General features: G+C 70.3%; 21 protein-coding genes, 2 tRNA genes and 1 pseudogene. 5 read left to right on the top strand and 19 right to left on the bottom strand.

Translation table 11 applies throughout. From position 1 onward, the window contains the following. Positions 1-558 (bottom strand): HIT family protein, encoded by a 558-nt coding sequence (locus ACFYZZ_RS31395; RefSeq protein WP_386574836.1) that lies wholly within the window; start codon positions 556-558, stop codon positions 1-3. A 67-nt stretch (positions 559-625) separates the two neighbouring features. Here ACFYZZ_RS31395 and ACFYZZ_RS31390 point away from each other — a divergent pair, with 67 nt between their 5' ends. Next, positions 626-1,285, top strand: coding sequence for a potassium channel family protein (locus ACFYZZ_RS31390; RefSeq protein ID WP_389183035.1), 660 nt, complete (start codon positions 626-628; stop codon positions 1,283-1,285). A gap of 28 nt (positions 1,286-1,313) precedes the next feature. Here ACFYZZ_RS31390 and thrS read toward each other — a convergent pair whose 3' ends face one another. The 3 genes from thrS to ACFYZZ_RS31375 form a co-directional block, all read right to left on the bottom strand. Beyond that, positions 1,314-3,290, bottom strand: a complete 1,977-nt coding sequence (gene thrS / locus ACFYZZ_RS31385) for a threonine--tRNA ligase (RefSeq protein WP_389183032.1) — start codon at positions 3,288-3,290, stop codon at positions 1,314-1,316. 99 nt (positions 3,291-3,389) lie between these two features. Then, entirely contained in the window at positions 3,390-4,631 is a 1,242-nt protein-coding gene (locus ACFYZZ_RS31380) for a hypothetical protein (protein WP_389183030.1), read from the bottom strand. After that, complete coding sequence (locus ACFYZZ_RS31375) at positions 4,628-5,194, bottom strand: DUF4365 domain-containing protein (protein ID WP_389183027.1); 567 nt, start codon at positions 5,192-5,194, stop codon at positions 4,628-4,630. The genes ACFYZZ_RS31380 and ACFYZZ_RS31375 overlap by 4 nt, the downstream gene beginning before the upstream one ends. 168 nt (positions 5,195-5,362) lie before the next feature. Between ACFYZZ_RS31375 and ACFYZZ_RS31370 the strand changes: the two genes are divergently transcribed. After that, positions 5,363-6,088, top strand: a complete 726-nt coding sequence (locus ACFYZZ_RS31370; protein WP_386574830.1) for a 3'-5' exonuclease — start codon at positions 5,363-5,365, stop codon at positions 6,086-6,088. Between the two features lie 21 nt (positions 6,089-6,109). Here ACFYZZ_RS31370 and ACFYZZ_RS31365 read toward each other — a convergent pair whose 3' ends face one another. The 13 genes and pseudogenes from ACFYZZ_RS31365 to ACFYZZ_RS31305 form a co-directional block, all read right to left on the bottom strand. Further along, entirely contained in the window at positions 6,110-6,982 is an 873-nt protein-coding gene (locus ACFYZZ_RS31365) for a DUF2207 family protein (protein ID WP_389183495.1), read from the bottom strand. 430 nt (positions 6,983-7,412) lie between these two features. Continuing rightward, on the bottom strand, positions 7,413-7,787 hold the full coding sequence (locus ACFYZZ_RS31360; RefSeq protein WP_389183024.1) for a DUF2207 domain-containing protein: 375 nt from the start codon (positions 7,785-7,787) through the stop codon (positions 7,413-7,415). Positions 7,788-7,933: 146 nt separating this feature from the next. Then, positions 7,934-8,005: transfer RNA gene (locus ACFYZZ_RS31355), tRNA-Val, on the bottom strand. A gap of 39 nt (positions 8,006-8,044) precedes the next feature. Next, a complete protein-coding gene (locus ACFYZZ_RS31350) occupies positions 8,045-8,491 on the bottom strand; it encodes an SRPBCC family protein (RefSeq protein ID WP_389183021.1) in 447 nt (148 codons plus the stop codon). A gap of 123 nt (positions 8,492-8,614) precedes the next feature. After that, positions 8,615-10,761, bottom strand: a pseudogene (locus ACFYZZ_RS31345) (hypothetical protein). Positions 10,762-10,857: 96 nt separating this feature from the next. Beyond that, on the bottom strand, positions 10,858-11,448 hold the full coding sequence (locus tag ACFYZZ_RS31340) for a hypothetical protein (RefSeq protein WP_389183018.1): 591 nt from the start codon (positions 11,446-11,448) through the stop codon (positions 10,858-10,860). A gap of 10 nt (positions 11,449-11,458) precedes the next feature. Beyond that, a complete protein-coding gene (locus ACFYZZ_RS31335) occupies positions 11,459-12,334 on the bottom strand; it encodes a carbohydrate ABC transporter permease (RefSeq protein WP_389183016.1) in 876 nt (291 codons plus the stop codon). Further along, complete coding sequence (locus ACFYZZ_RS31330) at positions 12,331-13,290, bottom strand: carbohydrate ABC transporter permease (RefSeq protein WP_389183013.1); 960 nt, start codon at positions 13,288-13,290, stop codon at positions 12,331-12,333. Before ACFYZZ_RS31330 ends, ACFYZZ_RS31335 begins: the two co-directional genes overlap by 4 nt. Positions 13,291-13,301: 11 nt before the next feature. Then, positions 13,302-14,588, bottom strand: coding sequence for an ABC transporter substrate-binding protein (locus ACFYZZ_RS31325; RefSeq protein ID WP_389183010.1), 1,287 nt, complete (start codon positions 14,586-14,588; stop codon positions 13,302-13,304). A 188-nt stretch (positions 14,589-14,776) separates the two neighbouring features. Beyond that, positions 14,777-15,127, bottom strand: a complete 351-nt coding sequence (locus ACFYZZ_RS31320) for a hypothetical protein (RefSeq protein ID WP_389183008.1) — start codon at positions 15,125-15,127, stop codon at positions 14,777-14,779. 24 nt (positions 15,128-15,151) lie between these two features. Then, complete coding sequence (locus ACFYZZ_RS31315; protein WP_389183005.1) at positions 15,152-15,475, bottom strand: hypothetical protein; 324 nt, start codon at positions 15,473-15,475, stop codon at positions 15,152-15,154. Positions 15,476-15,804: 329 nt separating this feature from the next. Next, positions 15,805-15,876, bottom strand: a tRNA-Val gene (locus ACFYZZ_RS31310). Positions 15,877-15,936: 60 nt separating this feature from the next. After that, positions 15,937-16,422 (bottom strand): TIGR02611 family protein, encoded by a 486-nt coding sequence (locus ACFYZZ_RS31305; protein ID WP_389183002.1) that lies wholly within the window; start codon positions 16,420-16,422, stop codon positions 15,937-15,939. Between the two features lie 191 nt (positions 16,423-16,613). On the opposite strand from ACFYZZ_RS31305, the gene ACFYZZ_RS31300 reads away from it, so the two are divergent. Next, a complete protein-coding gene (locus ACFYZZ_RS31300; RefSeq protein WP_004002642.1) occupies positions 16,614-17,027 on the top strand; it encodes an SsgA family sporulation/cell division regulator in 414 nt (137 codons plus the stop codon). Between the two features lie 304 nt (positions 17,028-17,331). Next, a complete protein-coding gene (locus ACFYZZ_RS31295; protein ID WP_389182999.1) occupies positions 17,332-17,892 on the top strand; it encodes a CGNR zinc finger domain-containing protein in 561 nt (186 codons plus the stop codon). Between the two features lie 64 nt (positions 17,893-17,956). On the opposite strand, the gene ACFYZZ_RS31290 is transcribed toward ACFYZZ_RS31295, so the two are convergent. Continuing rightward, entirely contained in the window at positions 17,957-18,109 is a 153-nt protein-coding gene (locus ACFYZZ_RS31290; RefSeq protein ID WP_389182996.1) for a hypothetical protein, read from the bottom strand. 138 nt (positions 18,110-18,247) lie between these two features. Next, complete coding sequence (locus tag ACFYZZ_RS31285) at positions 18,248-18,691, bottom strand: hypothetical protein (RefSeq protein ID WP_389182993.1); 444 nt, start codon at positions 18,689-18,691, stop codon at positions 18,248-18,250. 200 nt (positions 18,692-18,891) lie between these two features. Here ACFYZZ_RS31285 and ACFYZZ_RS31280 point away from each other — a divergent pair, with 200 nt between their 5' ends. Continuing rightward, positions 18,892-19,416 (top strand): DsbA family protein, encoded by a 525-nt coding sequence (locus ACFYZZ_RS31280; RefSeq protein ID WP_389182990.1) that lies wholly within the window; start codon positions 18,892-18,894, stop codon positions 19,414-19,416. Positions 19,417-19,425 lie beyond the last annotated feature (9 nt).

Raw genomic sequence — 19,425 nt, 5'->3', positions numbered from 1 at the left:
CTACGCCGGCCAGGCCTCCGCCAGCATCTTCCGCGTGTCCGCCAGCAGCTGCGGCAGCACCCTCGTGTGGCCGACCACCGGCATGAAGTTCGTGTCGCCGCCCCAGCGCGGGACGATGTGCTGGTGCAGGTGGGCCGCGATGCCGGCGCCGGCCACCGTGCCCTGGTTCATGCCGATGTTGAAGCCGTGCGCGCCGGAGGCGGTGCGCAGGGCCGTCATCGCCTGCTTGGTCAACTCGGCCAGCTCGGTGGTCTCCGGCCCGGTCAGGTCGGTGTAGTCGGCCACGTGCCGGTAGGGCACGGTCATCAGGTGGCCGCCGTTGTACGGGTAGAGGTTGAGGACGGCGTACACGTGCTCGCCGCGGCGGACGATCAGGCCGTCCTCGTCGGACTTGGCCGGGATGGAGCAGAAGGGGCAGCCGTCGCCGGCCCCCGGGCCGGTCGGCTTGTTCTCGCCCTGGATGTAGGCCATCCGGTGGGGCGTCCACAGGCGCTGGAACGCGTCCTGCGTCCCCACTCCGATCTGCTGCTCCGGCTCACTCGTCATGCAAGGCAGCATATGGCTTCGCCCATTCGCGGCGTGTCGCCGGGGCGGCAGGAGGGCACTCACCGGCCAAGCTTGGCCGGTGGACGACGACAGCCCCCTGGCCCGCTGGGAGCAGAGCACCGAGATTCCCCTGTTCGCCGCCTCGGTGGTCTTCCTCGCGGCCTACGCGACCCGCGTCCTCGCGACCGGCCTGGCGCCCCTCTGGCGCGACCTGTGCGCGTTCGTGCTGCTGGTGATCTGGGTGGCCTTCGTCGCGGACTACGCGGTGCGCTGGCGGCTCAGCGGGCAGCGCTTCCTGCGCTTCGTCACCGGGCACTTCCTGCTCACGGTCGTGGTCCTGCTGCCGCTGCTGCGCCCGCTGCGGATCGTTCCGCTCTACGAGGTCATCCAGCGCCGCCAGGGCGAGCCCCGGCTCTCCCTGTACGCCCGCGTGATCGCCTACGCGAGCCTGTCCACCCTGCTGCTCGGCTTCTCCGGCGCCCTCGCGACCTACCAGCAGGAACGCGGGGCGCCCGGCGCCACCATGACGACGTTCGGGGACGCCGTGTGGTGGGCGGCCTCGACCCTCACCACGGTCGGCTACGGCGACATCACCCCGGTGACCACGGCCGGCCGGACGATCGCGATCGGGATGATGGCCTGCGGGCTGGGTCTCCTCGGCGCGGTGACGGGTTCGTTCTCGTCCTGGCTGATGCAGACCTTCACCCGCGAGGGCGACGCAGGGCCCCCGCGGAAGTGATCCCCGGGGGCCCAGCGAACGGTACGGATCAGACCTGGGTCCGCTCCTCCACGACCTGCGCGATCTTGGCGATGGCCTCGTCGAACGGGATGCCGTTCTCCTGCGAACCGTCGCGGTAGCGGAAGGACACCGAGCCGTTCGACATGTCCTCGTCGCCCGCGATGACCATGAAGGGCACCTTCTGCTTCTGGGCGTTGCGGATCTTCTTCTGCATGCGGTCCGAGGAGGAGTCCACCTCGACGCGCAGGCCCTTCTTCCGGGCCGCCGCGGCGAACTTCTCCAGGTACTCGACGTGCCCGTCACCGATCGGGATGCCGATCGCCTGGACGGGGGCGAGCCACGCCGGGAAGGCGCCCGCGTAGTGCTCCAGGAGCACCGCGAAGAAGCGCTCGATCGAGCCGAAGAGGGCGCGGTGGATCATCACCGGGCGCTGCTTGGAGCCGTCCGGGCCGGTGTACTCCAGGTCGAAGCGCTCGGGCAGGTTGAAGTCGAGCTGGATGGTCGACATCTGCCAGGTGCGACCGATCGCGTCCTTGGCCTGGACGGAGATCTTCGGGCCGTAGAAGGCGGCGCCACCCGGGTCCGGGACCAGGGGCAGGCCCTGCTTCTCGGCGACCTGGCGCAGCGTCTCGGTCGCCTCCTCCCAGACCTCGTCGGAGCCGACGAACTTCTCCGGGTCCTTGGTGGACAGCTCCAGGTAGAAGTCGGTCAGGCCGTAGTCGCGCAGCAGGCCGAGGACGAAGGTGAGCGTCTTGTCCAGTTCCTCGGACATCTGCTCACGGGTGCAGTAGATGTGCGCGTCGTCCTGGGTGAAGCCGCGGGCACGGGTCAGGCCGTGCACGACGCCCGACTTCTCGTACCGGTACACGGTCCCGAACTCGAACAGGCGCAGCGGCAGTTCACGGTACGAGCGGCCGCGCGCGTCGAAGATCAGGTTGTGCATCGGGCAGTTCATGGGCTTGAGGTAGTAGTCCACGCCCTCGTCGAGCTGCATGGGCGGGTACATGCCCTCGGCGTACCAGTCCAGGTGGCCGGACGTCTCGAAGAGCTTCCCCTTCGTCGCGTGCGGGGTGTAGACGAACTCGTAGCCCTCCTCCTCGTGCCGGCGGCGCGAGTAGTCCTCCATCACGCGGCGGACGATGCCGCCCTTGGGGTGGAAGACGGCGAGGCCGGAGCCGATCTGCTCGGGGATGGAGAACAGGTCCAGCTCGTTGCCCAGCTTGCGGTGGTCGCGCTTCTCCGCCTCGGCGAGGAAGTCGAGGTACGCCTTCAGCTCGTCCTTGGACGGCCAGGCGGTGCCGTAGATGCGCTGGAGCATCGGGTTCTTCTCGCTGCCGCGCCAGTAGGCGGCCGCGTTGCGCATCAGCTTGAACGCCGGGATCAGGCGGGTCGACGGCAGGTGGGGACCGCGGCAGAGGTCCTTCCAGCACAGGTCGCCGGTCTTGGCGTCCAGGTTGTCGTAGATCGTCAGCTCGCCGGCGCCGACCTCGACGTCCGCGCCGTCGTCGTGCGACGCCGAGCCCTTGAGGCCGATCAGCTCCAGCTTGTACGGCTCGTCCGCCAGCTCCTCGCGGGCGGCGTCGTCGGTGACGACGCGGCGGGCGAAGCGCTGGCCGCGCTTCTGGATCTCCTGCATCTTCTTCTCGATGGCCTTGAGATCCTCGGGCGTGAACGGCTTCTCGACGTCGAAGTCGTAGTAGAAGCCGTCCTTGACCGGCGGGCCGATGCCCAGCTTGGCCTCGGGGAACAGCTCCTGCACGGCCTGCGCCATGACGTGCGCGGTGGAGTGGCGCAGGATGTTCAGACCGTCCTCGGAGGAGATCTCGACGCCCTCGACCTCGTCACCGTCCAACAGCGCGTACGCGAGGTCCTTCAGCTCGCCGCCCACGCGCGCGGCGATGATCGACCGCTCGCCCGCGAAGAGGTCGGCGGCCGTAGTGCCCGTCGTCACCACGCGTTCTTCCCGCTCGGAATCGCGTTGGATGATCACACGGACGTCTGACACCGGTCTCTCCTGACTGAAGGTGGGGTGCGGCGCCATACCAGGAGCGCGCGCACAAGGGATCGTACCGACCCGGCACCTCCGACCGCTAAACGGTCACCCTCAGTCCTCGCCCCCGTACGCCTCCCCGCACGCCTCCTCGAAGAAGGCCCCTTCCCCATCGGTCCCCTGCAAGGACTTCATCAGCCGGTCCCGCTCGGCGTCGTCCACCTGCACGGGAACGACCCCGGAGGCACCGGTGAGCCTGCGGAAGCCGCCCCGGCGCTCCAGGCGGCCGTGCACCCGCACCGGGAGGCCGACGAGGTGGGCGTGGCCGGCGATGCGGTAGTCCTCCTCGTCCAGGGTGACGCGGACGTGCGGGACCTCGGCGCCCGCGAGCACCCGCAGTCGTACGGTGCCCGCGCCACGCGGCCCGGAGCGGCGCAGCCGGACCACGGTGCCGGTGATCCGGACCGGCACGGACGGTTCCCCCTGCACATAGCGGGCGCCGGCCGCGTGCAGCACGGGCAGGTCGCCGGGTGAGAACTCGACGGGTTCGGCCAAGGCGGCACAGCCCTCGGGCACTGCGGCCCCGGGGGCCCAGGCGATGGCGATGCGGGCGCCCTCGGTGCCGCGGACGAGCGTGGTGAGCGCCTCGGTCAGCTCGCGGCTGACGCCGGCCTCGACCGCGCCGTCGAAGGCGTCCATGCCGCCGGTGGCCCGCTGGTAGTCGATGGCCTCGCGGGCGGCGTACAGGGCCTGGTGGAGGCGGACGGCGAGCGAGCGGCCGGTGGGCACGGGCACGAAGGCGGTCAGCCGGTGGCCCTCGGCGGTGGGGCCGACGAGGACGTTCTCCAGGAGGCCGGCGGCGGACCGGCGGTGCCGGGCGCCGTAGTAGCCGGCACGCGCGCGCGTGGCGAGCGCGGCCGCGAGGAGCATCTGGCGGGCCGCGGTGCGCAGGCGCTCCTCGACCGCCCAGGGGGAGGCTCCGACGGGCCCGCTCGGGGTGTCCCGCCACCAGCGGATCTCGTCGCTGGGCACGGCGAGGGAGATCAGCACCTCGCGCGCGGCGGGGGTGTCGCTGCGGGCGAGGGCGTCGAGGGCCTCGCCGAGCAGGTCGTCGCTGTCGGGGAAGGCCCGGTTCTCGGGCACCAGCAGGCTGGTCCCGCCGCCGCTCGGCCCGGGCGGGGTCCAGCGGCCGTAGCGCCCGGCCGCTCCCCCGCGCCGCTGCCAGCCGTGCCGGCGCAGCAGGGCGCCGAGCACGGCGGGGTCGACCTCGGCGGGGTCGGGCGGCCGGTTCCAGGCCAGGTCGTCGGGGTGCGGCCGGACCTGCCGGGCCGGCTCGTCGTACGGACGGATCCTCATGGCCTGCCTCCCGTCCCGACCCGCGTCATGATCTCGCACAGCGCACGGTCGTCGAAGATGCGCGAGGTCGGTATCCGCACGGTGGTCCGGTGCCGGCCGGTGACCGGGTGGCCGGCGAGGTTGACCCAGTAGCAGCAGTGCCTGAGGTCGAGCCGGTCGTGGCTGGCGCGCAGCCAGTCGTCCTGGGCGCGCGGGACCAGCATGACGACCAGGATCTTGTGCACCGAGACGGGCGTGCGGGCGAGTTTGCGCAGGTGGTCGTTGTCGAGGGTGAAGGAGAAGAAGCGGCCCGGGGGGTTCGGCGGGACCTGGTAGGTGCACTTGAGCTGCACCTTGATGGTGACCTCGTCGTCGACGGTGTGTCCGGGTGCGCTGTGGCTGACGTGCCAGTCGATGCCGTTGTCGGGGAAGGGCTGGGACAGTGAGCAGCCCGCCGCGGCGGCGACCGCGTGCAGATATCCGACCTGCAGTGTCTCCATGCAGGCGGTGGTGGCGAGCGTGCCGCGGACGGTGCCCGGGCGTTCGGGCAGCAGCCCGCCCCGCTCGGGCTGCGCTATGGCCATGACCAACAGCCTTCCAAGCCAAGAGTTTCCCCGCTGCGGGCTGCTGAACTGCAAAGACCCGCACTCCTGTTGTGTCCTCGCGGCGTACGGCGCAAACGGCCCGGGTATCACCAAACGGGCAGAAGACGGAACTTCATCTGCCGTGGGTGAACGAGGAGTTGGATTGGGATGACGTGCTGGTACGAGGGGGCGCTGGCCGCCTTCGACACGGAGACGACGGGCGTCGACGTGGAGACCGACCGGATCGTGTCGGCCGCCGTCGTCGTCCAGGACGCGCCGGGTACCCGGCCCCGGATCACCCGCTGGCTGGTGAACCCGGGGGTTCCGGTGCCGGAGGCGGCGACGGCGGTGCACGGTCTGACGGACGAACACCTGCAGCACAACGGCCGCTGGCCGGCGCCGGTGATGTTCGAGATGGCCGAGCAGCTGGCCGAGCACGCGGCGATGGGACGTCCGCTGGTGGTGATGAACGCGCCGTTCGATCTCACGCTGCTGGACCGGGAGTTGCGCCGGCATCGCGCCTCGTCGCTGGACCGCTGGTTCGAGACGAGCCCGCTGCATGTGCTGGACCCCCGGGTCCTGGACAAGCACCTGGACCGCTACCGCAAGGGCCGGCGCACGCTGACCGATCTGTGCGCGCACTACGGCGTGACGCTGGAGGGCGCGCACGACGCGGCGGCGGACGCACTGGCCGCGCTGGACGTCGTACGCGCCGTGGGCCGCCGTTTCGCGACCCGGCTGGAGCGGCTGAGCCCTGCCGAGCTGCACACGCTCCAGGCCACCTGGCACGCGGCGCAGGCCCGCGGTCTTCAGGCGTGGTTCGCACGCAGCGGCTCGGAGGAGACGGTGAGCACGGACTGGCCGCTCAGGCCGGAGCTGCCGGCGGCGGCGTAGCAGCTTGGCGGGTGCGGGAGTTCACCAGGAGCCTCCGCCACCGCCGCCTGCTCCCCCGCCGACGCCGCCGGAGGAGCCGCCGCCGCTGCCGCCGGAACTTCCGGAGCCGCTGGAGGAGGGTGCCTTGGACGACATGGCGGCGGTGACGACGATGCCGAGGGCCAGCGCGGGTCCGAACCGCACGGCCGGCGAGGCGTGCCGCCGGGTGGGCACGGCGGACGACTCGACGGCATGCCGCCAGGTGTCGCCGAGGCCGAGTGCGACGGCCCACGCCGTGCAGAGCCGTACCTGGTCGTCGTCGAGCGGTTCCATGTCGGGAATCGTCGACGGGTCGGCGAGACAACGTCGGAACGCCTCGACCCGCAGCAGCTGGGCGCTGCCCTCGGAGGTGCGCCGGTGCAATTCCCAGCCGCGCCGCCACAGGGCGAGACCGACGCCGAAGACGATCACGCCGGCGACGAGCAGCGGCCCTCCGGCCGCGTGGCGGCCGGCGCCCAGTGCGGCGCCCACCGCGCCGGCGAGCAGACCGAGCACGGTGGCGGCGATGCCCACGGGCCGGGCGCGGCGGGCGAGGCGTACGGCGGCCGGGTCCCAGAGACCGGAGTCGGCCTGCCATTGCCTCAGGTGCCGGGCCAGCGCGTGCCAGCCCGTCTCGAAGGACGAGTCGTACTGGCCCAGGGTGATCTCTGCGCGGCCCGAGAACATGTAGCGCAGGACCTCCCGGGTGACCGGGTCGTCCGCCCCCGCACCAGGGTGGGGGCGCCGCAGGGTCGGGGCGTGTTCGGCGCCCCCGAGGATGAGGTGGCCGTCGGCGGCGAGGCCGAGCAGCCAGGCGACCTGGTGCACGGGATCGACCTGCTCGGCGGCCAGGATCCCGCCCTGGGCCGGGCTCAGGCCCGGCGGGGGCAGGGGGCTCGGGGCAGGCGTTCCCGGGGTCCCGTCGGCGCCCGCCGGTGCGGGCCGGTCGCGGCCTGCGACTGGACGGTTTGCAACGGCTTACCGAGGAGCCGCATGGTGGCGGTTTAGCTCGATCGTGTGATGGTCGGCTCGCGGGCCTGCGGCGCTGTGTAGGGAGCGGGGTAGCGTGACGGTGCGACCTGGGACACCGGGTGCGGCGCCAGCGTGCGGGGCCTCTGCTCCACCAGCGAGATGGTTCAGGGCCTCCCCCTCGCCTCTGGCCGCACTCATATGGCCAGCTCGTCAGGGAATCCGCCCTTCCGGACCGGACCACGGACAGGATCCGTGTCGCCGCCCGGTTACGAAAGCGGGCGACCAGTGCGCCCAAGACCGTTCGGGGCGTGCCAGTGCGCGGGCTCACTCCCGCTCACTGCAAAGGAACGGTGTACTGGATGCGGTAGCGGCTGACGGCCCGGTCGGGGTCGCCGACCTTGACACGGTTGGCGGTCTCCCGGTGGCCGTTCGGTTCGAGGTAGTAGTCGCCGACCGTGAGTTCCCAGGGGCCGAGGTCGCTGTCCAGGGTGACGGCGGCCTCGGCCTCGTCCTCGTCGTAGCGGAGGTCCGGCAGGTCGCGGTAGATTCCGCGCCGCTCGGTGCCCGGGTATCCGAAGTCGTAGTCGACGGCCTCGGTGATCCGGGCGCTGCCGTCGGCGGAGATCCGCGCGTCGACCCTCATCGCGGTGACCCGCTCGGTGTTGCCGCCGGCCCGGGCGAGCGCCACCAGGGCGCCCAGCGCCAGCACGAGCAGGACGATCCTGATCAGACTGTGGACCCGGAGCCGGCGCGCTTCCGCGACAACTCTCGGTCCTCCTTTCCCTGTTCCTCGCCCACGACGCCCGCCCTGACGTCAAAAAAGCCGGTCCGCTGTGCGGACCGGCTTTTTCCCGGTGGGCGATACTGGGTTCGAACCAGTGACCTCTTCGGTGTGAACGAAGCGCTCTCCCACTGAGCTAATCGCCCGGGAACGCACTGAACAATACAGGTCTCTGCGGTGTTACTTCAAACCGCTTCCAGGTGACGCAGCAGTCCGCGCCGCCCGGCGGCCATCATCAGCCGGTGGTTGAGGCGGAAGACGGGGCGTCCCGGCACGGCCAGCCGTCTGAGCAGGGGCTTGGTGACGTCGACGACCTGGTCGTAGCGGGCGAGCGTGCCCGCGCCGTCGGCCGTGACCGTCCAGCGGGCCCAGCCCTCGATGTCTCCGGACACGGCGATCTCCAGGACACCGGCGGCCGGGTCGCGGCGTGTCTCGCGGGCGGTGAAGGTCATGGCGTACGGCAGCAGGGAGCGGATGGTGATGACGCCGGTGCCGTCGTCGAGCCGGGTCACCGCCCGTACCTGCGGCCACCAGTCGGGATAGCCCTCGGGCCGCTCCAGCACCGCGAACACGGCGGCCGGCGGGGCGGGCAGGGACCACAGGCTGAGAAAGCGGTAGTGGGACCAGTCCATGGCCAGAGTCTGCCCTGGTCGACGCGTTGATCTGAGTACGCGTACTCATGCGGCGCGCAGTGACGCGAACCACACTCGGGGGACGAGCGCCGCCGCCCGTGCGACGGCGCTCCCCCAACGCCGTCAGCCGGGCATCCTGTCGCCGAGCAGGGCGAGGTTCTCGATGGCCGCGAGGCCGTACAGCGCGGTGTCGTTGGTCGACACCCAGCTCGCCTCGCTCCCTGCGACCAGGGTGGCCGGTCCGCTCAGCTTCTCGGTCTTCCACGGCGAGGACTCGGTGTAGCCGTCGGAGCTGTAGAACCTGGTCCAGGCGCGCTTGGCGAGCGTCGCGTCACCGGTCTGTACGGCGGCGTAGGCGTCCAGGCGCGAGTGGCCCTGGAAGAGCAGCAGGGTCCCGAAGTTGCTGCCGTAGCGGGCCGCCTGCTCGGCCTTGGTGGCGTTGAAGTAGCGGCAGTAGTCGAGGTAGGCCTCCTTGAACTTCGGCAGGTCGACCAGGTGGATCAGCTCGGCGCACAGCTCGTTCAGGCCGAAGACGGCCGAGAGGTGGGAGACCGCCACCACCGGCTTGTCGGCGACGGCGAACCTGCCGGTGTCGATGTCGTACAGGCCGCTGCCCTGGACGAAGCCGTTGGGCTGGGCGGCGATGGTCTCCATGGTGGACAGGACCCGTGCCCTGGCCTTCTCCCACTTGGGGCCCTTGCGCTCCCACTCGGTCAGCCACGCCGACACCAGTCCGCTCCAGTCGGTGCCGAAGCCGATCGACAGGGCGTGCGGGTCGGGGGTGTACGGGTCGGTGCGGATCTTGCGCTGCGGGTCGAGGACGAGGAACGTCTCGTCGGAGTCGACGACTGCGCGCATGAGGTCGCCGACGCGTTCGTCGGCGGTGAGGAAGTAGTAGAAGCGCCGGTAGGTGGTGTTGGCGATGCGCTGCTGCTTGGCGCTGTCGGCGAAGTGCTGGACGCCGTGCCGGGTGCCGAGGCCGGCCCACTTGCCGAGGTGGTAGACGTCGACCTCGCCGGTGTGCCGGGTCATCGCCTCGGCGAAGCGGAAGATGTCGGAGCGGCCGCTTCTCAGGTACGCGTACCAGAGCCAGAGGTCGGGCGACAGCTCGGAGTTGTCCCAGGCGTAGCCGCCGATGTCGTACCGCCACACGTGCCGGGCCGAGTCGTAGGTGTGCATGATGTCGCCGTAGTCCCAGAAGCCGTACCAACGGCGCATCTCCACCTGGTCCCTGTAGTAGGTGAAGAGGAAGTCGAGGTGGTCCTCGATCTTCGCCTTGGCGGCGGTGGAGCGGTCCGGCTCGGAGTAGAGGCCGGGGCCGAAGACCCTGGCCTTGATGAGCTGCCCGGGCGGGGCGGCGAGCTGCGGCAGCGTCCGTACGGCCGTGACCTGGTCGGCGAGGGTCTCGGGGGCGGGCGTCGACTCGTTGGCCCAGAAGAGGAGTTCGGAGGTGCGGGCGATGCCGTAGGGGGTGCCGAACTCCGGTTCGTAGTCCTCGTAGGTGATGTTGAGGCCTTCGAGCTGTTCGGCGTAGGTGTCCTGGCCCATGCCGTCGTGGTAGAAGCGCAGGTCCATGGGCTGTGCCTCGGGCGACCAGAGCCAGAGGGTGACGGTGGCCTCGTCGGTGTGGGCGTCGCGGATGTCGAGCTGGGCGGGGAACTTCTCCCAGAAGTTCCGCAGGCCGAAGGAGAATCCGCCGCTCGCGCCGCCGACGTAGCCGAAGCCGGAGGCCCGCCCGCCGCCGCTGGCGGTGATCCAGCCGTAACCCAGGTCGAGCCCCGGGTGACCGACTTGATGAGGGTCGAGCCGTTCTTGCCGATCTTCGCGGTGATGACGCCGGTGGATACGTCGATGGTGCCGCCGCTCCTGTCGACGGTGACCTTCCGGTCGGGGGCCTTGGGGGTGCCGACCGTGAGAGTGAGCTTGCCTGAACCCGAACTGGCCGCGTGCGCCGTCCACTTGAGGGAACCGTCGGGCCAGTGGGCGAGGGGCCAGGTCTGTACGGGGACGTCCTTGCCGTCGGCGTCCGTGAGCGCGAAGGTCTGGTCCTCCTGGTAGGCGCCCATCGGCCAGGGCACGCCGACGGTGGAGCCGGGCGCGGCGCCGAGGCCGCCGTCCTCCAGCCAGTCCAGGGTCACCGGGTCGGCGCCGTCGGCCGCGGCCGCGGGCGCGGCCTGCGCGTCGCTCGCCCCCAGTGCCCAGCTGAACTGGGCGGCGGCTCCGGCGACGGCGGCCGCCTTCAGGAGGGACCTGCGGGGAATGGGAGACATGGTCTTTCCTTCCGTGCGGGCACGTGCGAGCTGGTCAGGGGCATGACAGAGGTGCGGCGCCCAGAGGGCACCGACCTTGATCAGGGCACCGCGGGGTCAGCGGCGCCGGTACCGCTCCTCCACGGCGACGGCCGCCGCCGCGACGGCCCCGAGCACGGGGGCCGCCAGCGGGGCGATGAGCAGAGCGGAACAGCAGGTCAGGACCGCTCCGCCGACGAGCAGGAAGGATCCGGCGGGGTCGAGGACCGTACGGCGGCCCGCGTCGGCGAGCAGGGAGCGCCAGCGGCTCTCCGGGGTCCACACGGCCGCCGCGCGCAGCCCGGCCACGGCGAGGCCGAGCAGCGCGAACAGGCCCACGGCAGTGACAAGCGGTCCGCCGGGCAGCCCGGCGCGCACGGCCTGGACGTCCACCCGGCCCAGCGCCACCGCGACCCAGCCGACGGCCCCGACGGCCCAGCCGCCGCGCAGCGCGCTCCGGAAGTCGGCGACGAACTCCCACACGCCGCCGGCCTCATGCGCCGTACGACGGCGCAGGTGCCGGGCGCCGGCGGCGAAGGCGGCCGGGTAGGTGACGACTCCGAGGGAGGCCACCGCGATCCACACACCGGTGAGCAGACACTCGGCGAAGACCCCGAACCTCTCCGCGACCACGGACTCCTTGTGCGGCTTCACCCGTGTTTCCGCCATGGTGGCCGCCTCAGCCCTTCAGTCCGGAGGTCGCCATGCCGTCGATCAGGTACCGCTGGAAGGCGAGGAAGAACAGCAGCACCGGCAGCAGCGCGACCAGGGACGTGGCGATCATGCCGCCGTAGTTGGCGGCCACACCGTCGGAGTCGCGGAACATCATCAGGCCGAGGGAGACGGTGTACTTGCCGGGCTCGTTGAGGTAGATCAGCGGGCCCATGAAGTCGTTCCAGGCGTTGATGAAGGTGAAGATCGCGCTGGTGATCAGCGCGGGCCGGCACAGCGGCAGCACGATCGACCAGTAGATGCGCAGGTGGCCGCAGCCGTCGAGCCGGGCGGCCTCGTCCAGCTCACGGGGCAGGTTGCGCATGAACTGCACCATCAGGAAGACGAAGAAGGCCTCGGTGGCGAGGTACTTGCCGATCAGCAGCGGGGCGTAGGTGTTGATCCAGCCCAGCTTCTGGAACATCACGTACTGCGGGATCAGCAGCACGTGGTACGGCAGCAGCAGGGTGCCGATCATCAGGGAGAAGAGCAGGTTGCGGCCGGCGAACCGGATGCGGGCGAAGGCGTAGGCGGTGAGCGAGCAGGAGATGAGCACGCCGACGACGGCACCGGCGGCGTAGAAGAGGGAGTTCTGGAAGAAGGTCCAGATCTCGATGTCCGCTATGCCGTCGGCGAGGCCCTTGAAGTTGGACAGGATCGGGTGGGACGGGAACAGCGTGAGGCTGTTGATGATGTCCTTGCTGGGCTTGAACGAGGCGCCGATCACCCAGACCACCGGGTAGAGGATGACCGCGAGGATCAGCAGGGCGCCGAGGTGCCAGGCGAGGGAACCGGCGCGCCTGCGGCCGACCGGGTCCGTGACCTTGGTGGTGACCGCACTCATCGGGCGTCCTCCTCGTAGTGCACCCACTTCTTCTGGGACCAGAAGAGGACGGCCGTCACCAGGGCGACTGCGAGCAGCAGCATCCAGGCCATCGCGGCGGCGAAGCCCATCTGGGCATTCTTGAAGCCCTGCTGGTACAGGTAGCAGGTGTAGACGAGCGTGGCGTCGGCCGGTCCGCAGTAGGTGTTGGAGACGACGTAGGCCGAGCCGAAGATCTGGAAGGAGTGGATGGTCTCCAGGAGCACGTTGAAGAACAGCACCGGGGAGATCATCGGCAGGGTGATGTTCCAGAACTTCCGGAACGGTCCCGCGCCGTCCATCTCGGCGGCCTCGTACAGCTCCCTGGGCACCTGCTTGAGCCCGGCCAGGAAGATGACCATGGGCGCCCCGAACTGCCAGACGGTCAGCGCGACCAGGCAGTACAGCACCCAGTCGGCGTTGCCGACCCAGCCGCCGACGTGGAAGCCGAGGAAGGTCTGGGTACGGTCCACGATGGCGTCGTCGGAGAAGAGCGAACGCCAGACGAAGCCGACCGAGACGCTCGCGCCGATGAGCGAGGGGGCGTAGAAGGCGGCCCGGTAGAAGGACTGGCCGCGGCGGCTCTGTGCGAGGAGCAGGGCGACACCGAGGGCGAGCAGCAGCTTCAGCGGGGTGCCGATGACGACGTACTTGGCCGTCACCTCCACCGACTTCTGCCACCGGGGGTCGTCGAACATCTTGGTGAAGTTGTCGAACCCGACCCATTTGGGGGTGTTGAAGAGGTTGTAGTCCGTGAAGGCGAAGTAGAGCGAGGCGACCATCGGGCCCGCTGTCAGCAACAGGAAGCCGGCGATCCACGGGGACATGAAGAGGTAGCCGGCGAGGTTCTCCCGGCGGCGGCCCGGCCGCCGCGCGGTGGCGCGGCCGGCCGGGCGTGTCCTGCGGGTGGCGGGCGCGGAGTCCTTGACGAGCGTCACGGCACGTCCCATCAGGCCTGGAAGGCGGCCTCGGACTCGGTGAAGAACTGCTTCACCGCGTCCGCGACCTTGGTCTTGCCCTGTCCGAGGTCGCCGCCGAGGCGCAGGAAAGCGGCCTCGATGGTGTCGGCGCCGGAGGGGTGCGGGGTGATCGTGCCGAGGACGCCGGACTTGGCGGTGTCCTCCTCGTACTGCGCGATCTCCTTGTTCACCGCGTCGGTCGGCTTGAACGCCTCGTACTGCTCGGTGCTCGCGAGGATGCCCCGGTCGTAGCCCATGATCTTGCCGACCTCGGGGTCGTGGACCATGAAGTCGATGAACTGGGCGACCTCCTTGGGGTGGGCGGTGCGGGCGGAGGCGCTGAGCATCAGGGAGGCGAGGTACTGACCGGTGCTCTTGCCGTCGGTGGTGGGGATCGGGGCGAGGCCGTAGGAGCTGGCGCCCTCCGCGGAGTAGCGGACGGTGAAGTTGTCCCAGGTGAACTCCGAGGCGCCGTGGCCGGCGGAGAGGGAGGACTTGGGCATGTCCTGCTGGACGACCTTCGGGTCGGTGACGATGCCTGCCTTGACGCGGTTGTAGCCGTCGGTCCACCACTCCGTCAGGTCGGCCTTGTCGAAACCGAGTCCGTCCTCGGTGAAGAAGGACTTCCCGTTCTGGCGGAGGTAGAGGTCGTACAGGTACATGATGGCGAAGTAGCCGGTGTCCCCGGCGACCTTCGTCCTGTCGTGGATCGTCTTCAGGGCCTTGAAGTACTCGTCCCAGGTCCAGCCCGGCTGCGGCTCGACGCCCGCCTTCTGGAAAACCTTCTTGTCGATGACGAGCGCCATGGTGTTGGAGCCGACGGGAACGCCGAGCTGCTTGCCGTCGACCTCGCCCACCTTCGTGACGCCCGCGCGGAAGTGATCCAGGCTCAGATTGCCCGCCTGCACCTGTGACTTGAGGTCCAGAAGAATTCCGCGCTTGTCGTACTTCCGAAGAAATGTGACGGCGTTCTGGAAAACGTCCGGGGGATTTCCGCCGGCCGCCTGCGTCTGGAACTTCTCCCAGAACGATTGGTACGTCTGAAAGTCGGTCTTGACCTTGATCTTCGGGTACTTCTTCTCGAAGAGCGCGATCGTCTGGTTGATCTTCTTGGCCCGCTCCTCGGCACCCCACCACGAGTAACGGATCGTCACCGTCCCATTCCCGGAACCGCTTTCACCACCGCACCCGGTCGTCGCGGCGAGCCCGAGCGCGGCAGCCGAGACTCCGGCCGCCTTCAGGATCGTACGCCTCTCAAGATTCCTGCTGGTTCCCACAGTCGGGCCCCTCCCCGCAGCGTCGTCGCCGCCGCCATGAATCGTTTCAAGTAAGCGCTTGCTGGCACAAGTTACGGAGGGGTCGGAGGTGCGTCAATGATTCGGACAGGATTTTCTTCGGGGCGCGGGGCGGAGCCTGGGCCGTCCGGCCGGGGCGTGGGGGCGGGGGGGCGGGGTGATTGGGCAGGTCAGGGGGCGCTGTCCGGCGGGTGGGGAAGCCGGCCGCGCGGCACGGTGGCCGGAAACGCGTCGGTGGCGTCCCTCGCGTCGGGCGGGCGAGGGGCAGCGAGGTGAGCCCTGGAAGGGAGTTCGGTGCCGATCGAGCCGAGCTGAGCCCGCAGCAGGCGGTCTTCGGGGGTCTGGAGGCCTTCGATGTCGTGCCCCCAGGCCGCGAGGGCGTCGAGTGCGCGCACGCGGTGGTGGGGCTCGGCACCGGCGGCGAGAAGCCGGCGGGCGCAGCCGGCGAGGTCCGGGCGATGCTGCGCGAGCTCGGGAGCGCCCAGGATGGGGGCGGCCGCCATGAACGCGGCGGGGGACATCTCAGGGTCGTCGTCGGGTCGTCGTCATGCAGGAATGCGGTCACCGCCTGGTAGAACGCCGGGCGAGACGCGACCAGGGCGTCCTCGTCCGGGGTGGGCGGCCACCGCGGCGCTCTTGACGTTCTCGGCGTTCTCGGCGTTCTCGGCTTCGTGGCCGAGGAGGGCGCCCAGCCGGCCGAGCAGCTGGCCCCGCAGCGGACGCAGTCGGTACGTGTCGCCGGTGTGCAGGTACGAGCCCACGGCCGCCGTGGAAGGGTCGGGGAGGATCGCGGCGATGTACCGGGCGGCGGGTACCGCGGCCGAGTAGATCCGCCCTTCGAGTTGCAGCGGCTCCAGGTGCCGGTTCATGGCCCGGGCCTGGACCGCCGGATCCGGATGCAGGAGTGCGCGCAGTGCGCGCAGTGCGAGCGGTGTCTTGGCGGCGGAGCCGCGGGCGTGCCGCAGGCCGGCCCGGTCGGTGCTCGCCAGTACGGGCTCGGGATCAGGTGGTCGAGCGTCATCGGACGCCTGCCTCGGCGCTGGGGATCGTCCGGAATCCGACCCTGCGGACCGGCTCGGTGACAGAGCGAAGTCGGAACGATGATCCACCGGACGGCGTAACGCCCAAGGTGACCTTCGGGAAGCGCGCACACGACGACGGCCCACCTGCTGTTCGCAGGTGGGCCGTCGGTTCCGGGTGGGCGATACTGGGTTCGAACCAGTGACCTCTTCGGTGTGAACGAAGCGCTCTCCCACTGAGCTAATCGCCCGGGCGCAGGAAGAACATTACCCCATGTCAGGGGTGCCTCCGACCACGCCCGGGTCCGTGATCACTGGTCCTTGATCTGCCACGGCATCACGATGCCGAACCTCCACAGGTAGACCCCGACCAGCGCGCCCACGATCACCAGACCGATCACCGTCAGCGTGATGTTCCGGCGCCGCACCCTCGGGTCGAGGGCCTTCTGGGCCGCCTCGGTGACCTTGCGTTTCGTCCAGCGCAGCACGAGTTGGGCCCAGACGAACTCGGTCGCCCAGATCGCCATGCCCGCGAAGATCACCACCCAGCCCGGGCCGGGGAGCGGCAGCATGATGATGCCCACCACGACGACCGCGAGGCCGATCACGAAGATGCCGACCTGCCAGCTCAGATGCAGGACCCGGCGGGCCTTGATGAAGGCCGGCGCCCGGGAGCCGAGCCCCTGCTCGGACTGCTCCGCGTCCGCCACCGTGTCTGTCATATCGGCCTTGTCGGCCTTGTCCGCGTTGTCCGCCACCACGGCGACCTCGCCCGGCTCGTCACTCCCCGTATTCATACAGACAAACCCTACCTGAGTGAATCCAGTCACCGGAATGGTCGTAGGTCTCGTACGAGTTCTCGGCCGGAAGAGTGTCGTAAAGACACGCAAAACCCTCAGAGGGGTTTACAACGGCACCGTAGGTGGCATGTCGATTTCGCCGACGTGCGAATCCCCGAGCGCACACTGAGCGAAAGGCCCTGGCGCTTATGAACACCACGGTCAGCTGCGAGCTGCACCTGCGCCTCGTTGTGTCGAGCGAGTCATCCCTGCCTGTCCCCGCAGGCCTGCGGTACGACACGGCCGACCCCTACGCCGTGCACGCCACCTTCCACACCGGAGCCGAGGAGACCGTCGAGTGGGTGTTCGCCCGCGACCTCCTCGCCGAGGGGCTTCACCGGCCCACCGGCACCGGCGACGTCCGCGTCTGGCCGTCCCGCAGTCACGGTCAGGGCGTCGTGTGCATCGCCCTGAGCTCTCCGGAAGGGGAAGCCCTGCTGGAAGCCCCGGCACGGGCCCTGGAGTCCTTCCTGAAGCGAACCGACGCCGCCGTGCCGCCCGGCACGGAACACCGGCACTTCGATCTGGATCAGGAGCTCTCGCACATCCTGGCGGAGAGCTAGGCCGAGGCCACCCCAAAGCCGCCCGGCGCCGTCCACTCGGGGAGACGGCTCGGGCCAAGACAACCGCATACGGCACAGACTGACGCCGTCACCGTGAGTGCTCACGGGGCGGCGTCGGCCTGTTTTCCGGCCACATCGAGGCATATCGTGCAGGCACAGGACGGACTCGGGAACCGCCGAGGGCACGGGGGCGTTCTACCGGGCAATCGCCGGTGGGCGGCCCCCGGTGCGGTGGGCGCGGTTGTCGCTACCATCGGCCAGCATCGGCGGGCGCCCGCCCGACCCTCAGGCCAGGGAGCGAAACGTGCTGATCACCCACGACACCCGGTGCGCCCTAGACACCGTGGTGGATCTGGTGAACACCGCGCCGGAGGACGACTCTGCGGCGGACGGGCTGCCGGACGTCGCGGCTCTCGCTGATTTCGTGCGCAGTCACGCGATCAGCGATGTCGGGGTGCTGTCGGAGTTCGACCTGTCGGCGGTGCGCAAGGTCCGGGGCAGGTTCGCGGGGATCTTCGCAGCTCCGGACGCCCGGTCCGCCGCGGGGATGATCAACGAGCTGGTCGCCGCGGCCGGCACCACCCCGCGGCTGACGGACCACGACGACTACGACTGGCATGTGCACTACTTCGCCCCCGGCGCCTCCGTGGCCGACCACCTGGCGGCCGACTGCGGGATGGCGCTCGCCTTCTTCGTGGTGGCCGGGGAGCAGGAGCGACTGCGGCGCTGCGAGGCGCCGGACTGCCGGCGTGCCTTCGTGGATCTCTCCCGCAACCGCTCGCGCCGCTACTGCGACAGCCGCACCTGCGGGAACCGGCTGCATGTGGCCGCCTACCGGGCCCGGCGCAAGGAAGCGGCGGGCTGATCCCCGGGGACACCCCCGGTCGACGCCGGTCCCGGCGGGTGGCGCCGGGACGGACGTGTACGGCTCACAGCCACAGCAGGTCGTGCAGCGCAGCCATGAGGAGCAGACACCCGATCACCGCAAGGAAGATCATCAGCGGTGGCTGGGATAGGGCGAAGAGGCATCCGCGCGGCTCGTCCTTCGGCGGCGCGGCCTCGCTCTGTCTCGTGTCCAGCATCTCGCGGTGATGATGACCCAGGGGATGCCCCCTTGGCGATCACCACGGCTTCGAGTGCGGTACCTCACCGATTTCCGTATCAGCCCGTTCGACTTGCTTCCGGTTGTGAACGGTTTCAGGCCATATGTCGTGCTTCTGTCATATGCCGTGCTTCTTGAGGATGGCCTCGATGTCGCTGAAGTCGTCGGCGGAGGTAGTGGCGGGCGGGGCGCCCGCGGGCCGGGTGGCAGGCCGGGTCGCCGGGCTCAGCGAGGGGGCCGAGGCGGAAGGGGCCACCGCGTCGCGTCCGGCGGCCCGAGCCGCCTTGCGCTCCGCGCGGGTGCCTGAGCGCCTGCGCTCCACGGCCCGTGTCGTCGCGAACAGTGCCCAGGCGGCGCCCAGTACCCCGAAGCCGGCCCAGGCCGTCGGGCTGAACGCCGTGTCGGCCAGCCAGCCGACCACGCCCGTCATCACCAGGCCGATCGGGACGAGCGCGTAGGCGGTGATGCGGGCGGCGGCCAGGAAACGCTTGCGGTAGGCGGTGACCGCGGCCACGCCGAGGCCGGCCGCGGAGACGGCGGAACACACGGTCTCGGCAATCATCCGGTCCTCCTGGCGGACTCGATGGGGCACGACGGGGCGCGGGGTGCGCTTCGTCCCTTCCATCCTGCACCGCCCGGTCCTTGCGATGCCATGCTCGGGCCCGACATCAGGGAGATCTCCGGGTCGTCTCCTCCCGAGGTGCCGGTGGCCGCGTACCGTCCGATTCGGTACCCGGGGTCCGGCCTGGAAGACTGGTGCGCATGAGCGACTCCTCCCCCGCACGCACCGAAGCCCCCGTCCTCGACGTCTGGTGCGAACTCCAGTGTCCCGACTGCCGCAGCGCCCTGGACGACCTGCGCGCCCTGCGTGCCCGGTACGGCGACCGGCTGGAGCTGCGGCTGCGGCACTTCCCGCTGGAGAAGCACAAGCACGCCTTCGCCGCCGCCCAGGCCGCCGAGGAGGCGCTGGAGCAGGGGCAGGGCTGGGCCTACGTCGAGGCGGTGCTCGGCCGGGTCGAGGAGCTGGACCGTGCGGGAGAACCCTTCCTGGTCGAGGTCGCCCGTGAACTGGGGCTGGACGCCGAGGAGTTCGACACCGCGCTGATCGACGGGCGGCACATCCTGATCGTCGACGCCGACCAGGCCGAGGGCAAGGCGATCGGCGTCACCGGCACGCCGACCTATGTCATCGGCGGCGAGCGCCTCGACGGCGGCAAGAGCCAGGAGGGTCTGCGCGAGCGCATCGAGGAGATCGCGGACCGGCTGCTGGCCGGGCCGGAGGCCTGACCGCGGGCC

The organism is Streptomyces sp. NPDC001816 (assembly GCF_042892235.1).
In the GTDB taxonomy this organism is placed as follows: Bacteria; Actinomycetota; Actinomycetes; order Streptomycetales; family Streptomycetaceae; genus Streptomyces.
This window is presented reverse-complemented; position numbering and strand designations above follow the sequence as displayed.